This is a genomic window from Cryobacterium sp. TMT2-14 (assembly GCF_004402465.1).
Lineage (GTDB): Bacteria > Actinomycetota > Actinomycetes > Actinomycetales > Microbacteriaceae > Cryobacterium > Cryobacterium sandaracinum.
Genome location: NZ_SOFV01000022.1, coordinates 124,860 through 139,235 on the forward strand (window position 1 = coordinate 124,860; position 14,376 = coordinate 139,235).

The window sequence follows — 14,376 nt, forward strand, 5'->3', positions numbered from 1 at the left end:
TTTCATCAACACGTCGTCACATCAATGAGCACGCGCGGGAGCGACGGGCATCGCCCGGCCGCCACCTGCCACGGAGAACCGCATGAGCGAGCAGAACCCAGCACCGACCGAGGCCGAAATCGTGGCCGCCGCAGCGGCGGAGGCCGAGACCAACGAGCAGAAGGTCGTGCGCCTGGCCAAGCGTGACCGGTTGAACGCCGCCGCGACCAGTCCCGCCGGCGGCGCCTACCCGGTGTCCGTGCCCGTCACCGACACGATCCCCGCCGTGCGTGCGCAGTTCGGCGACCTCGAAGCGGATGCCGTCACCGGCGTCATCGTCGGCCTCGCCGGCCGCGTCGTGCACCTGCGCAATACCGGCAAGCTCTGTTTCGCGAGCCTGCAGTCCGGGGACGGCAGCCGCATCCAGGCCATGATCTCCCTGGGGGCGGTGGGGGAGGAATCCCTCGCCGATTGGAAAGACCTCGTCGACCTCGGCGACCACCTCTTCGTCTCCGGCGAGGTCATCTCCTCCCGCCGCGGCGAGCTCTCCGTCATGGCGTCGGAGTGGCAGGTCGCCGCCAAGGCGCTGCTGCCGCTGCCGAACCTGCACACCGCGCTCAGCGAGGAGACCCGCGTGCGCAGTCGGTACCTCGACTTGATCATTCGCGAGCAGGCCCGCCGCAGCGTGATCCAGCGCTCGCAGACCGTCGCTAGCCTGCGCCGCACCTTCACGGAGCTGGGCTTCATCGAGATTGAGACGCCGATGCTGCAGGTCATGCACGGTGGCGCATCCGCTCGCCCGTTCACGACCCACAGCAATGCGTTCGACACCGACCTCTTCCTGCGGATCGCGCCGGAGCTGTTCCTCAAGCGCGCCGTGGTCGGCGGCATCGACCGGGTCTACGAGATCAACCGCAACTTCCGCAACGAGGGCGCCGACTCCACCCACTCGCCGGAGTTCGCGATGCTGGAGGCCTACGAGGCTTACGGCGACTACAACTCGATCGCCGACCTCACCCAGAAACTGATTCAGGATGCCGCGTTCGCCATCGCCGGCTCGCACGTGGTGACCTGGGCCGACGGCACCGAATTCGACCTGGGCGGCGACTGGGACCGCATCGGCATGTACGACAGCCTGTCCGCGGCCGTGGGCTACGTGATCTCGCCGGCCACCCCGCTCGCCGACTTGAAGGTGCTCGCCGACACGGAGGGGCTCGATATCGACCACCCCATCCACGGCAAGTACGTCGAGGAGCTGTGGGAGCACTTCGTGAAGGGCGGCCTGACCCGCCCCACGTTCGTGCTGGACTTCCCGATCGACACCAGCCCGCTCGTGCGCGGCCACCGCGGTGTGGCCGGGGTGGTCGAGAAGTGGGACCTGTACGTGCGCGGCTTCGAGCTGGCCACCGGCTACTCCGAGCTCGTCGACCCGGTCGTGCAGCGTGAGCGCTTCGTCGAACAGGCGCGCCTCGCCGCCGGCGGCGACCCCGAGGCCATGCGCCTCGACGAGGAATTCCTGCGGGCCCTCGAGCACGGGATGCCGCCGACCGGCGGCATGGGCATGGGCATCGACCGTTTGCTGATGGCGCTGTCCGGGCTGGGAATCCGGGAGACCATCCTGTTCCCACTGGTGAAATGATCATCCGATGAGGTCGAATCCGCCTCGCGAGCCTGTGCCCGGCGAGCCTGTGCCCGGCCAACCGATCCCGCGCGTCCGTCGTCGTCCGTCCCTGCTCGAAATCTCGATCTGGGTCGGCGTCGGGGGAACCGGGATCTACGCAATCGGAACCGGTATCGCAGGGCTGCTGAACACGTAAACGCCGCGCGCCCGCCCGCCGTTTTCCCGTATCGTTGGAGACATCATGGATAACTTCTGGGTCAGCGCTTTCTGGGCGCTCCTGCCCACCGTCGCCGTCGGGCTGATCTTTTGGATCGTGATGCGTTCCATCGTGCGGGCGGACCGCACGGAGCGTAAGGTCTACGCCCGGATCGAGGCGGAAGAGCGCGCCAAGCTCGGGCTCGATAAACCGGTTACGTAGCACCGAATGTTCGGCATCGACATCTCGACCATCATCCTCGTGATCGCCCTGGTGGTCGATTTCTCCATTCGCGTGGTGGCAATCGTCGTCGTTCCTCGCAACCGTCGGCCGACATCGGGCATGGCGTGGCTGCTAACGATCTTCTTCCTGCCCTTCATCGGCGCCTTACTCTTCCTGCTCATCGGCTACCGAACCCTGCCGAAAAAGCGACTGGAAATGCAGGAGGAGATCAACCAGTTCATCCTCGACAGCACCGAGGGAATCGATCAGGTGCGTCGCGATCATCCGTGGCCGCTCTGGCTCGACTCGGTCGTCGAACTCAACCGCAATCTGGGGGCGATGCCGCTGGTCGGCGGCAACGAGGCCCGCCTGCTCGGCGACTATGAGGGCACGTTCGCCGAGATGGTCACGGACATCGATCGGGCCCTCAATTTCGTGCACGTCGAGTTCTACATTCTTTCCCTGGATCCGACCACGGCACCATTCTTCGACGCCCTCGAAAACGCCGTCAAGCGCGGCGTGACCGTGCGCGTGTTGATGGATCATATCCAGTCGATGCGCAAGCTCGGCTACCGCGAGACGCTGCGCCGGCTCACCGACTCCGGCGTGAAGTGGGAGCTCCTGCTGCCGCTGCAGCCGCTCAAGGGAAAGTGGCAACGGCCGGATCTGCGCAACCACCGTAAGGTGCTGATCATCGACGGCACGGTCGGTTACATGGGGTCGCAGAACGTCATCGACCGCACGTACAACATGCCGGGGAACATCCGTCGCGGCCTGAAGTGGAAAGACCTGATGACGCGGGTCGAGGGACCGATCGTGTCGGGTCTCAACGCGATTTTCATCACCGACTGGTACAGCGAGACCAACGACCTTCTGACCCGGGACATCCAGCCGGTGTCAACCGAGGTTGTGCCGCACTCCCTGGACTGCCAGGTCGTGCCCAGCGGACCCGGCTTCGAGGGCGAGAACAACCTGCGTCTGTTCCTCGCTCTGCTCTACTATGCACAGGAGCGCATCATCATCACGAGCCCGTACTTCGTGCCAGACGAGTCGATCATGTACGCCATCACGACGGCCACTCAGCGCGGGCTGCGGGTGGAGCTGTTCGTTTCCGAGGTCGGCGACCAGGCCCTCGTCTACCACGCGCAGCGCTCCTACTATGAGGAGCTGCTTCGGGCGGGCGTGAAGATCTACCTGTACAAGGCTCCCTACGTGCTGCACGCCAAGCATTTCACGATCGACGACGAGGTGGCCGTGATCGGGTCGAGCAACATGGACATGCGCTCGTTCAGCCTCAACTTCGAGGTATCGATGATGGTGCGCGGACGCTCCTTCGTGCAGCAGTTGCGGGCGGTGGAAGACGGCTACCGGGAGGACAGCCGTGAACTCACCCTGGCGGAATGGATGAAGCAGCCGCTGCGCTCCACGGTGCTCGACAATCTCGCCCGGCTGACCTCCGCGGTGCAGTAGCGGCGTCCGGCTCGGCTCCGAGCCCCGGCACCTCGCCTCACCCAATTCGGCGGTGGTCGAGGGGGCACTCCCTCGACGATGCGCGACGTGCCCAACAGGCGTTCACGAGCCGGAGACCGCACGACCAGGAGCTCGGTTCGGTGGTGAACCAATTCGACGGAGATTTTGGGAAAGAGGGAAGTTTTTCAAGCTAACCTAACCGCTTTTGCCAAAATCTCCGTCGAATTCGTTCGGGGGCGCGGGTGAAACGTGTTTTTGGCCGGTGCCCGTGCAGAGGCGTGTGTGCATAGTACGCTTCCGCTCATTCTCGCCACGTTCATGTTCTTGCTCACGGTGCTGCGGAGCATCCGTTCTGACGGCGTGATCGCTCTGGTTTTCTTCCTGGCTCACCTGGCGATGCAGATCCGGGTCGAGGTGATCGCACAAATCTTTCTCCCGCACAGGGGTTTTATGCCGGTCGACTTGGCTGGTTCCGAACCCGGGGCGCGCGGTTCGAAAGCGCCGTCTCCGGGTTCCTGCTGGACATCGTCGCCACGGCCGCCTGTGCGGCCGTCGTCGGACTCGCTGAAACTCGAGCAGAGGCACAACTCCACGCCCGATCTCAATACCTGCGTGCACTCACTGAGACCGAGTGCGTGGAGCCGGTCGCAGGTGTCCTCAGCCGGTGGCTGGGTGCAGGCTCGACGCAGCGACCCGCGCCACCCGGGGAAGGGGTGCGTTCTCCCCGGATACGATGCTGCGAATGACGGCGATCGGCAGTTTGGGCTCCCGGTTCGCGTCGGTCAGGCCGTTGGTCTCCTGCATTGTGTCCGTCAGCTGGGTGTAACAAAAGCCCGAGAGGATCGGGTTGTCCCGAAGGCTTCCCACGAGACCTGATACACGATTTTCGAAGTCCTCATGGCTTGTCGCTGTCGTGTAGCCCCACGAGTCATCGGCAGCATCGGGCGCGAAGCTGACCCCGCCGAATTCAGTGACCATGATCGACTGGCCATCGACTTCGCGGGGGATGAGCTGCAGGCGACGCCCTGCCGGACCCATACCCGCAACGAGGGATCGGATGGCGTCGATGTCCTTGTAATTGGCGTCGAGCTGCTCGGCCGTGCCCGCATAGTCGTGGATTGTGAGGATGTCAGATATGGCGTGTTCCCAGCCGTCATTGGAGATGACGGGGCGGCTCGGATCGAGCGCGCGAGTCAGGTGGTAGAGCGACTGGGCGAAGCTCAACTGGGCGTCGTCGTGTGCGATCTGTTGAACACCCCAACTCTCGTTGAGGGGAACCCAGGTGACGATTGACGGATGCGATCGGTCGCGGCGCACTACTTCGGTCCATTCGCGGGTGACTCGCGATACTGCCTCCGAAGAGAACTCGTAGGTGCTGCCCATTTCACCCCAAATGAGCAAGCCGAGCCGGTCCGCCCAATAGAGGAATCGAGGGTCCTCGACCTTTTCATGGATTCTCGCGGCGTTGAACCCGAGGGCCTTGATGAGTTCCACTTCGGCTCGCAGAGCTTCGGCCGAGGGCGCAGCGAGGTGCGACTGCGGCCAGTAGCCCTGCTCCAGCACCGATCGTACGAAGTACGGTCGGTCATTGAGCAGGAACCTGCCGCCCGCGACACCGACGCTGCGAAGCCCGAAATAGGAGAAGGACTCGTCGAGAATGCTTCCGTCGTCAGCAATGATCGAGACATGCGCGTCAATCAGTCGTGGGTTTTCCGGTGACCAGAGGAGAGCTTCACAGGCCTGACCGTTCGCCTGCCGAGAAATCTGAATGGTTGCCTGTGATCGCGGCTCAACGGCCAAGAAAGACTGCCGGGCGAGAATTTCGCCCGCGATGGACAGTTCCACCTGAACAGTAACGCTCGGCGCCGGTCGCCGCGTCAGCTCCACCTCGATCGCGACGTCCCCAGCCGGCACGTTTGGAATCCAACGCAGTGCCGTGATGCGCTGATCCGGCACAGACTCGAGCCAGACCGGTTGCCAAATCCCCGTAGTGCGGTGGTACCAAATGACGTGCGCATCCTCAAGCCAATCCTGTTTGCCCCGCGGCTGAGCTACGTCGTGGGGGTCATCCTCGGCACGAACCACGAGCACGCAGTCCTCTTGGGGCGACAGAGCTTCGGTGATGTCAAAGGAGAATGGCGTCTGGCCGCCCTCGTGAGACCCGATGAACTGGCCATCGATCCACACAGATGCGCGGTAGTCGACCGCCCCAAAATGCAACACCACTCGGTCACGCCCGCGGGACAGTCCGCTCGCGGCCACGTCTTCGGGGCTGATGATGCGGGAATACCAGACAACGGGATGGAAGCCCGGCTCGGCGATTCCTGACATCTCCGACTCAGGCGGAAACGGAACAGTGATGACCCGGCCAAGGTGTGCAGGGTTTGCGAACCACTTCTCGCTTCTGCCGATGTCGTGATCGTCGTGTTCGAATGCCCACTCGCCGGCGAGATCGTGCCAATTCGGGCGGACAAGTTGCGGGCGGGGATACACGCCACCCTGGGCACTGGCAGAAATCGGGAGAGAACGCGACATACCGCAATCATGCCGCCAAATTACAGCGCTGTAAAGTCTGAGTGTCGGTCGAGGCGTCAAGGAGCAAATGGAGCGCTCTCGCGCACCTCGAGTGAATGCCCCACGATCCTGTGGCGGCCAACCCCCCGGTATCCAGCGATTCGTTCCTCGAGGAGATCGAAAGCAGCCGCGGCGATAGCGGTCTTCCTCGGCGCCACGGAGGTGAGTGTCGGGGACGTGTACGCGGCCAGGAAGGTGTTGTCCCAACCGACCACGGCCACATCTGCGGGTACCGATCGCCCGGAATCATGGAGGGCTTTCAATGCTCCGATCGCAAACCGGTCGTCGCGGCTGACCACGCCGTCAAAACACACCCCGCGCTCAATCGCCTCGGCAACCGAACGAAGGCCTGCTTCAGCCGTGAATTCCAAGGCCGTGAATACCAGCTCAGGATCCAGCTGGACCCCGGCCTCCAGGAGACCCTGTTGGTAGCCGAGAAGGCGCTGATTCGTCGAACCAGTGATGTCCGCCGCTATGACACCGAGAAAAGCGATGCGTCGACATCCTCTCGCTAAGAGGTGCCGCGTGGCATCGAGAGCGGCCGAGATGTTGTCGATCATCACGTGGTCTGTCATGACAGGCATGGCCGCCTCGCCGAGCAAGACCAGCGGAGTGCCAGGATCGAGCTTCGCAATGTCGAGCGATTCCATGCGGACGGGGTGAAAGATCACGCCGTCGACCAGCCCAGCCTCCCGATCGCTGAGTACCGCCCGTTCCGCGACGGGATCGCTCAAGGTCTGCTCGATGATGACTCGGTATCCTCGTCGAGTTGCTTCTTCGGCAATGTGACGGGAGAGTTCCGAAAAGTACGGGTGGTCGATTTCGGGGATTGCCAGGGCGATCATTCCGGTTCTTCCGGTAGCCAGACGCCGCGCCGTAAGGTTGGGTCGGTAGCCGAGCTGGTCAATTGCCGCTTGCACCTTCTCGCGGAGCGCCGGGGCCACGTGAGGATAGTTGTGAACGACGTTTGAGACGGTCTTCATGGATACGCCCGCGAGCTCCGCGACGTCTATTAGTCGAACCCTTGCCATGTTTGTCCCGTCCCGTCCGGTCCATCCTAAGGCGACTGTGGCCAGGCGCTGGAAACGGTGTTTGTCGCGGATCCTCGCAGACTAGACAAACATCTTTCTAGCGCTGTACATTGACGGAAGGCGCTCGTCTGCCGCTCCGATTGGTGCGGGGAATGGGCGGCCCGCTTCGCGCATGAGTCGCGGAGCGATGTTTTCGATGAGGAGGACGAACGATCATGAAGCAGAAAGACTTCCTGGGGCGGCGAGTGATTGGGGCCACAGCTCTCGGTGCCGCACTCATGCTGGTACTGGCCGGATGCTCTGCGGGCGGAACCGGGCAGGCGGCGAGTGAGCCCTTCACCGGTGAATACACCGGACCTGAAGTGGAGCTGTCCTACTGGAACGGCTTCACCGGCGGGGACGGTCCGTTCATGGAGAAGATGGTGTCCGACTTCAATGCTGAGCATGACAACATCACGGTTGTCTCGAACACGATGCAGTGGACCGACTTCTACCAGAGACTGCCCGCAGCGGTGACCGCCGGCGAGGGTCCCGACGTCGGCGTGATGCACCTGGACCAGCTCGCGTCGAATGCCGCGCGAAACGTCATAGTACCGATCGACGATCTCGCTGAGGACTTGGGTCTCACGTCAGATGACTTCAGCGACGAAGTCTGGAATGCCGGCGTCTATAAGGACGCCCGATACGGCATTCCGCTCGATGTGCATTCACTGGCCATGTACTACAACACCGAACATTTCGCCGCCGCTGGGATCGAAGGGGCCCCGACCGACGCGGCTTCCTTCCAGGAGGCGCTCGACAAGCTCAAAGCAGCTGGGTACGAAACTCCATTCTGGATGCCGACGCGGTGGCCGAGCCACCTCATGAACCTCTCCGTGCTGTGGCAGAACGACGGTGAACCATATGGTGACGACGGGGCAACGTTTGATTCAGCAGCCGGGGTAGAGGCACTTGAGTGGCAGCGCTCCATCGTGGACGACGGTTACAGCCCGAGTGACGTCGCCATCGACTCTCAGTACGTCGCCTTCAAGAATGGTGAGACCTCGATCACATGGGACGGCATCTGGCAGATCAACGATCTCGCCGAGTCCGGTCTGCCTTACGCGGTCGCCCCGGTCCCCACAATTGGTGACACGGATGCCGTATGGGCCAACTCCCATAACTTCTTCCTTCCCCGCCAGGCAAACGCGGACCAGAACAAGGTCAACGCATCGAAGGTGTTCATCGCCTGGATGAGCGAGCAGTCCGCCGAGTGGGCGAGCTCGGGCATGATCCCCGCTCGCCAGTCGGTGCGTGATGCGGGTGCCCTCGACGGCCTGCCGCAGGAAGCAATCGCGGCAACGATCGATTCGATGCGTTTCTTGCCGCCCATTCCCGGGATCGGTGGGGTTCAGGCCGAGACCCTCGAAATCGCAGTCGCCGACGGGGTTCAGGGAACGACGACGCCGAGTGACGCGCTCAAAAAAGCCGCCGGCACGGCGACGAAACTCATGGCCGACAACAAAGCCTCGTTCGGGGACTGACCAGTGTCGACGAAGGTCGGTGAGCGCGCCCTCCCCATGGGGAAGGGGGGGGGCCGCCCCTCGGCCTCCGACCCGGAGTCGCAGAAAAATCGTGGAGTGCGAGCGGGCACTCGGCGGCAGGGGATAGCCACCCCCTGGCTATTCCTTGCCCCCTACCTGCTTCTGTTTGGCAGCTTCGTCGTCCTCCCGGCAGTTTTAGGGGTGTGGATCAGTCTTCATTCCTGGGACTACACGTTGCCGAACAAACCCTTTGTCGGCCTCGACAACTACGTCGCCTTGTTCTCACCCGGATCGACGGTTTTTGGCCCGTTCTGGGGGTCCATGCGGGCCACCGGCATCTTCACGGTACTCAGCGTGCCATTGCTCCTGATCGTCCCGCTCGCCGTTGCCTTACTCATGAGCAGGAAGTTTCCCGGACGGGACTTTCTCCGAGCAATCTACTTCGCCCCCTACGTACTCGGCGTCGCCGTCATCTCGGTGCTGTGGCGATACCTGCTCGACAACAACATCGGGCTGGTGAACCACTATCTGGGACTCCTAGGACTTCCGGATGACACCGCTTGGACAACAACGACGCCCGCGGCCTGGGTCGCGCTCGTGGGAGTGACCGTCTGGTGGACGCTCGGATTCAACGCCGTCATTTACCTTGCCGGCCTTCAGGACATCCCGATCGAACTCTACGAAGCCGCACGTGTTGATGGGGCCGGACCGTGGATGCAGTTCCTGCACGTGACGATCCCCGGGCTCAAGCCCATCCTCTCGTTCATCACGATCATCACCCTTCTTGCATCCGCCAACATGTTTGGCCAGTCCTATCTCATGACTCAGGGCGGCCCCGGACGTGAAACGCGCACGGCCATATATCAGATCGCCGACGCGGGTCTGCGCAACTTTCAGATGGGCAGCGCCGCAGCGATGAGTTATGTACTGACCGTATTCCTCATGGCGATCAGTGCTTTTGTCTTCTACATCTTTCGCGAGAAACAGCCCAAGAAGCTCAAGAAGGAGGTGCGCTCGTGAACGCTCTCACGACCAGGATCAGTGCAGGTTCCCGTGCACGCAGTGCACGTCGACGGAGTGGCACAATCACTCGGGTCGTCGTTCTCGGCGCGATCGCAATCGCGTTCATCAGCCCGATCATCTTCATGATCGTGACCAGCTTCAAGACCCGGGCTGACGCAACGGCTATTCCACCGGCGTGGATTCCCAATCCAATTTCCGTACAAGCTTTCGCGTCTATCCTCGCTCCCGGGACTGCGACTCCGGTGCTGCAATGGTTCGCAAACAGCATGGTCGCAGCCGCCCTCAATGCCACGCTCGTCGTCGTCACGGCGTCATTGGCGGCGTATCCGCTCGCACGAATGCAGTTTCGCGGCAAGAATTTCGTCTTCGTCATCATCGTCGCGACATTGCTGGTGCCGCCGGTAATCCTGGTGATTCCCAACTACCTCATCGTGAGCGAACTGGGGTGGCTCAACTCGCTCGTCGCGATCATCATTCCCACGGCGGCGTCCGCATTCGGAGTGTTCTTCATGCGACAGTTCTTCGTCGGCCTGCCGATCGAGTTAGAGGAGGCCGCCCGGCTCGATGGGGCGAACCGATTCGTCATCTTCATGCAAGTGGTTCTGCCGCTCGCCAAACCCGCACTTGCAACACTCGCGCTGCTCGCCTTCCTCGGCAACTGGAACGACTTCCTCTGGCCCGTCTACGTCTTGTTCAGCCCGGAGATACAAACACTGCCAGCTGGACTGTCCACGCTTCAGTCCGCAAATGCGGTGCGCTACGACCTTTTGATGGCCGGCGCGGTTGTCGCGAGCGTGCCCGTGCTGGCGCTGTTCATCTTCCTTCAGCGCTTTATCATCGAGGGCGTTTCTCGCTCCGGAGTGAAGGGATAGCACGTGTTGACCTCTGCTCGCCGCGCAGCGGTAGCGTGTGTGGCTGGAGCCATCATGACCGCCTTCGCGGTGAGTGGCTGCACGGCGGCTCCGGAGCACTCGGCACCTCCGGCGTCTGCCGCAGCAGGCGCTGCGGTACTCAACACGAATTTCGCAGACCCCGACGTGGTGGAGGTCGACGGCACTTATTTCGCGTATGCCACCAACGACAACAACCGCAACGTGCAGGTCGCCTCCTCCACCGATCTCCTCGATTGGGAGGTGTTACCGGACGCGTTGCCGGATCTCCCAAGCTGGATTATTCCGGGAAAGACCTGGGCGCCTGAGGTGACGAGACTCGCCGATGATTCATTCGTCATGTACTTCACGGCGACGAATTTTGCGCCAACGCTGCAGTGCATTGGTGTAGCCACTGCCAGCGACCCGGCCGGACCGTTCATCGTTCAGAGCGACGCCATGATCATCTGTCCAGAAGACGAAGGCGGCGCGATCGATGCAAGCACCGTGCTCATCGACGACGCCTTGTACCTCGTCTGGAAAAATGACGGTAACTGTTGCGACCTCGACACCTGGATTCAGGCGGCCACGCTGTCTCCCGACGGGCTCAGCATCACGGGCGATCCCATCAGGATCCTGAAGCAAACCGAGGATTGGGAGGGCAACCTTATCGAGGCTCCCACCATTGTGGTCCGAGGTACAGGACTCCTGATGCTCTACTCCGCTAACTCTTACGGAGACGACCGATATGCGGTCGGTGCTGCAACGGCTGCCTCAATCGATGGCCCGTGGACGAAGGAAACGGGTCCGATCCTCTCGACCGAAGGGTCGGGGGGCCTATATCGCGGCCCTGGTGGCCAAGACCTGGTCTTTGGTCTGAATGGCAAGGACTATCTCGTCTTCCACGGGTGGGACACGGACTACACGTACCGCGCACTTCACGTTGCCGAGACCGAATGGGACGCCGACATTCCTCGGGTCCTGACCCCCGAGTAACCCAATTGGGGTGCGACCTTTCTTTCGCGGCGCCATCCTGGCGCCGTGGCCGAACCGAGTCGTGGATGGAAAGTACACATTCGGTGGTGTCGAGCAACAGCTCAGCATCACCGAGCCGTCGAGGGGTCACGCTCTCCATGGACTCGTGTCCTGGTTGAACTTTGCAGTGGTCAGGCAGGCGGCCGATCGGCTCGTCCTCGCGGCAACCGTCGAAGCGCGGCCTGGATACCCCCACCGGGTGACGCTGGAGGTGGATTTTGCGCTTGACGCCGGTGGCCTTCGAACGGCAGTTACGGCAGTGAATGCCGGTCCAAATGCCGCCCCTTTTGGCGTCGCTCCGCACCCGTACCTTGTTGCCGGCGATGGCCGCGTCAACGACTGGACGCTGGAGCTCGCAGCCCAGCGAATCCTGACCGTGACTCATGACCGCCTCATTCCCCTTCACCTCTGTGATCTCGATGCTGGTGATCTTGCCGTGTTTGACTTCCGCACGCCGCGGACTATCGATGACACCTTCATCGACCATGCATTCACTGGCTTCGACCGGGACGATGAAGGCATGGCGACACTTCGATTGACGACGACCGCGGGCAGTGGAGTGGAAATGATCTGGGGTCCCGAATGCCCGTGGGTTCAGGTGCATACGGCTGATCAATTAGTACCCTCGATCGACAGAATTGGACTCGCCGTCGAACCAATGACCTGTCCGCCGGATGCGTTCAACTCTGGAATGAACCTGAACGTCCTTGAGCCATCCGGCTCAACGCGCGCCTCCTGGACGGTTCGTGCAATCGACCAGCTATGCAGACCGCTCCGGAATTGACGCGACTCGCGTCGCCGAATGACCAAACCGGCACAATAGCGCTTGACCGACGATTTCACATACGTTCTGACGCGGTGGTCGCTGAACGCCCGATAGCCGAACGGCTAGCGGCCGTTCCGTCGTAAGAGAGAATGCCTCGGTACCCACCTCGGTGCCCACCTCGTGGTGTCGACGAGGCACCCCTGGCGCTGGCAGGGGGCAACGCGCAACCCGAATTCGGTCGCATCCTCGCAGTGGCGGGTCATGTGCGATCGTGATAGATCTGGGACATGCACATTTTCCGCGCAGCCTGAGACTCTGCCCGGACATTCACCGTAAATGCACCTCCGAAAGTGAGGGCGGATCTTCCGTCTTTCATGGTCAAAATTTAGGGAGTGAAAGAAATGAAAGCAGTCGTTTATAAAGGCCCCAACGCGGTCAACGTTGAAGACGTTCCGGATGCCAAGATCGAACGCCCCACTGACGTTCTTGTTCGCATCACAGCGACAAATATTTGCGGTTCCGATTTGCACATGTACGAGGGACGCACCGATTTCGAGGTCGGGCGCACCTTTGGTCACGAGAACATGGGTGAGGTCATCGAGATCGGGAACGGCGTCGACGCCGTCAAGGTCGGCGATCGGGTCGTGCTGCCATTCAATATTTCCTGCGGGTTTTGCAAGAATTGCGAACGCGGTTTCACGAACTACTGCATGACCACTCAACCAAACCCGGTCGGCGCGGGCGCCGCCTACGGCTTCGCTGGTATGGGTCCGTATCCCGGCGGGCAGGCCCAAATGCTGCGTGTGCCCTACGGCGATAACAACTGCTTGCGCCTGGGTGAAGACGCGGTAGAAAAGCAAAACGATTACGTGATGCTGTCGGACATTTTCCCTACCGGTTACCACGCTACCGAGATGGCCGGAGTGATCCCCGGTGACACGGTCGTGATTTACGGTGCGGGTCCAGTCGGACTGATGGCCGCCCTGTCCGCCACGATCAAGGGCGCGAGTAAAGTCTGGGTCGTGGATCGACGCCCTGACCGGCTGGCCCTCGCCGAGCAGATCGGTGCGATCGCCATTGATGACTCGAAGACGGACCCGGTTGAGTTCGTTTTGGACCAGACCAAGGGTATCGGCGCGGACCGGGGATGTGAATGCGTGGGTTATCAGGCCCACGACCCCCAGGGCACCGAAGATCCCGCCATGACTCTGAATCGGCTGATCCAGTCCGTGCGCATCACCGGGGGAATCGGCGTTGTCGGAGTCTTCCTTCCGGCAGATCCCGGCGGCTTCGACGATAACGCCAAGCAGGGCAAACTTGCCATTGATTATGGCCTGCAGTGGCTTAAGGGTCAAAGCATAGGCAGCGGACAATGCCCGGTGAAGAAGTACAATCGGCAGTTGCGCGACCTGATCGCCGCGGGCAAAGCCAAGCCATCCTGGATCGTTTCCCACGAGATCCCCCTCAGCAAAGCCGCGGATGCCTATAAGAACTTTGGCGAACGCACCAACGGTTGGACCAAAGTCATCCTCAAGCCGGAGTAGGCCAACCGATCCTTCGTTGGGTATCCGCGCGTGCGCCGCCGCACGGCTACCCGGGATGAGGGCAGCAGCGCGTTCCGCGATGGCGACGACGGCGGCATCCGTGTTGCCGGACATTGCCGAGGGCATAATCGAGGCGTCTGCGACACGCAGTCCGACGATTCCGTGCACCCGTAATTCCGGGGGGCAGCGGCCCGACCGTCATCAGACCGTCGGTGCCCCGGATCACGGCCCTCCGTCGTCTCACCGCGCCGATCGTGCTTCCATGCTCGGCAACATGGTGCTGATTTGCTCGGCGGTGGACCGGCCGCGGTCATCGACCACGCGACCATCGGCCAGGAGGATGATGCGGTCGGCATAGCTGGCGGCCTGCAGCGCGGCGATGACCTGCGTCTGGCTGAGCCGCAGCGCCTCTTCCCAGGCGGTTGCGATCGGATCCGAGGTCACCACCTGTTCGGCCGACGAGGCCGCCACGTGCGGTCGAGATCGCCCGCCACACCTTCCGAAATCGGCCGAAGGTGACGAG

General features: G+C 62.2%; 12 protein-coding genes and 1 pseudogene. 9 read left to right on the forward strand and 4 right to left on the reverse strand.

Going from position 1 to position 14,376, the window contains the following annotated elements; genetic code table 11:
• The first annotated feature begins 82 nt into the window (after positions 1–82).
• The 3 genes from lysS to cls all read left to right on the forward strand — a co-directional run bounded on the left by lysS (position 83) and on the right by cls (position 3,488).
• Entirely contained in the window at positions 83–1,618 is a 1,536-nt protein-coding gene (gene lysS / locus E3O28_RS08685) for a lysine--tRNA ligase (RefSeq protein WP_104102437.1), read from the forward strand.
• Positions 1,619–1,841: 223 nt separating this feature from the next.
• Positions 1,842–2,018, forward strand: coding sequence for a hypothetical protein (locus E3O28_RS16310; RefSeq protein WP_166784554.1), 177 nt, complete (start codon positions 1,842–1,844; stop codon positions 2,016–2,018).
• A gap of 6 nt (positions 2,019–2,024) precedes the next feature.
• On the forward strand, positions 2,025–3,488 hold the full coding sequence (cls, locus tag E3O28_RS08690) for a cardiolipin synthase (RefSeq protein WP_104102434.1): 1,464 nt from the start codon (positions 2,025–2,027) through the stop codon (positions 3,486–3,488).
• A 657-nt stretch (positions 3,489–4,145) separates the two neighbouring features.
• On the opposite strand, the gene E3O28_RS08695 is transcribed toward cls, so the two are convergent.
• On the reverse strand, positions 4,146–6,083 hold the full coding sequence (locus E3O28_RS08695) for a sugar-binding domain-containing protein (RefSeq protein ID WP_347232374.1): 1,938 nt from the start codon (positions 6,081–6,083) through the stop codon (positions 4,146–4,148).
• Positions 6,080–7,093 carry a LacI family DNA-binding transcriptional regulator gene (locus E3O28_RS08700; RefSeq protein ID WP_104102425.1) on the reverse strand — a complete coding sequence of 338 codons (1,014 nt, stop codon included), beginning with the start codon at positions 7,091–7,093 and terminating at the stop codon, positions 6,080–6,082. The genes E3O28_RS08695 and E3O28_RS08700 overlap by 4 nt, the downstream gene beginning before the upstream one ends.
• 215 nt (positions 7,094–7,308) lie before the next feature.
• Between E3O28_RS08700 and E3O28_RS08705 the strand changes: the two genes are divergently transcribed.
• The 6 genes from E3O28_RS08705 to E3O28_RS08730 all read left to right on the forward strand — a co-directional run bounded on the left by E3O28_RS08705 (position 7,309) and on the right by E3O28_RS08730 (position 13,853).
• A complete protein-coding gene (locus E3O28_RS08705; protein WP_134343452.1) occupies positions 7,309–8,616 on the forward strand; it encodes an ABC transporter substrate-binding protein in 1,308 nt (435 codons plus the stop codon).
• Between the two features lie 96 nt (positions 8,617–8,712).
• A complete protein-coding gene (locus tag E3O28_RS08710; protein ID WP_241973064.1) occupies positions 8,713–9,636 on the forward strand; it encodes a sugar ABC transporter permease in 924 nt (307 codons plus the stop codon).
• Entirely contained in the window at positions 9,633–10,511 is an 879-nt protein-coding gene (locus tag E3O28_RS08715; protein ID WP_233191484.1) for a carbohydrate ABC transporter permease, read from the forward strand. Before E3O28_RS08710 ends, E3O28_RS08715 begins: the two co-directional genes overlap by 4 nt.
• 54 nt (positions 10,512–10,565) lie before the next feature.
• Positions 10,566–11,504 (forward strand): glycoside hydrolase family 43 protein, encoded by a 939-nt coding sequence (locus tag E3O28_RS08720; RefSeq protein ID WP_104102419.1) that lies wholly within the window; start codon positions 10,566–10,568, stop codon positions 11,502–11,504.
• 10 nt (positions 11,505–11,514) lie between these two features.
• Entirely contained in the window at positions 11,515–12,327 is an 813-nt protein-coding gene (locus E3O28_RS08725) for an aldose 1-epimerase family protein (protein WP_255409042.1), read from the forward strand.
• A 383-nt stretch (positions 12,328–12,710) separates the two neighbouring features.
• Positions 12,711–13,853, forward strand: a complete 1,143-nt coding sequence (locus E3O28_RS08730; protein ID WP_104102415.1) for a glutathione-independent formaldehyde dehydrogenase — start codon at positions 12,711–12,713, stop codon at positions 13,851–13,853.
• Between the two features lie 78 nt (positions 13,854–13,931).
• On the opposite strand, the pseudogene E3O28_RS17230 reads toward E3O28_RS08730, so the two are convergent.
• Positions 13,932–14,021 (reverse strand): annotated as a pseudogene (locus E3O28_RS17230) (GMC oxidoreductase); the annotation flags it as partial.
• A 72-nt stretch (positions 14,022–14,093) separates the two neighbouring features.
• Positions 14,094–14,324 carry a hypothetical protein gene (locus tag E3O28_RS08740; protein WP_134415625.1) on the reverse strand — a complete coding sequence of 77 codons (231 nt, stop codon included), beginning with the start codon at positions 14,322–14,324 and terminating at the stop codon, positions 14,094–14,096.
• Positions 14,325–14,376 lie beyond the last annotated feature (52 nt).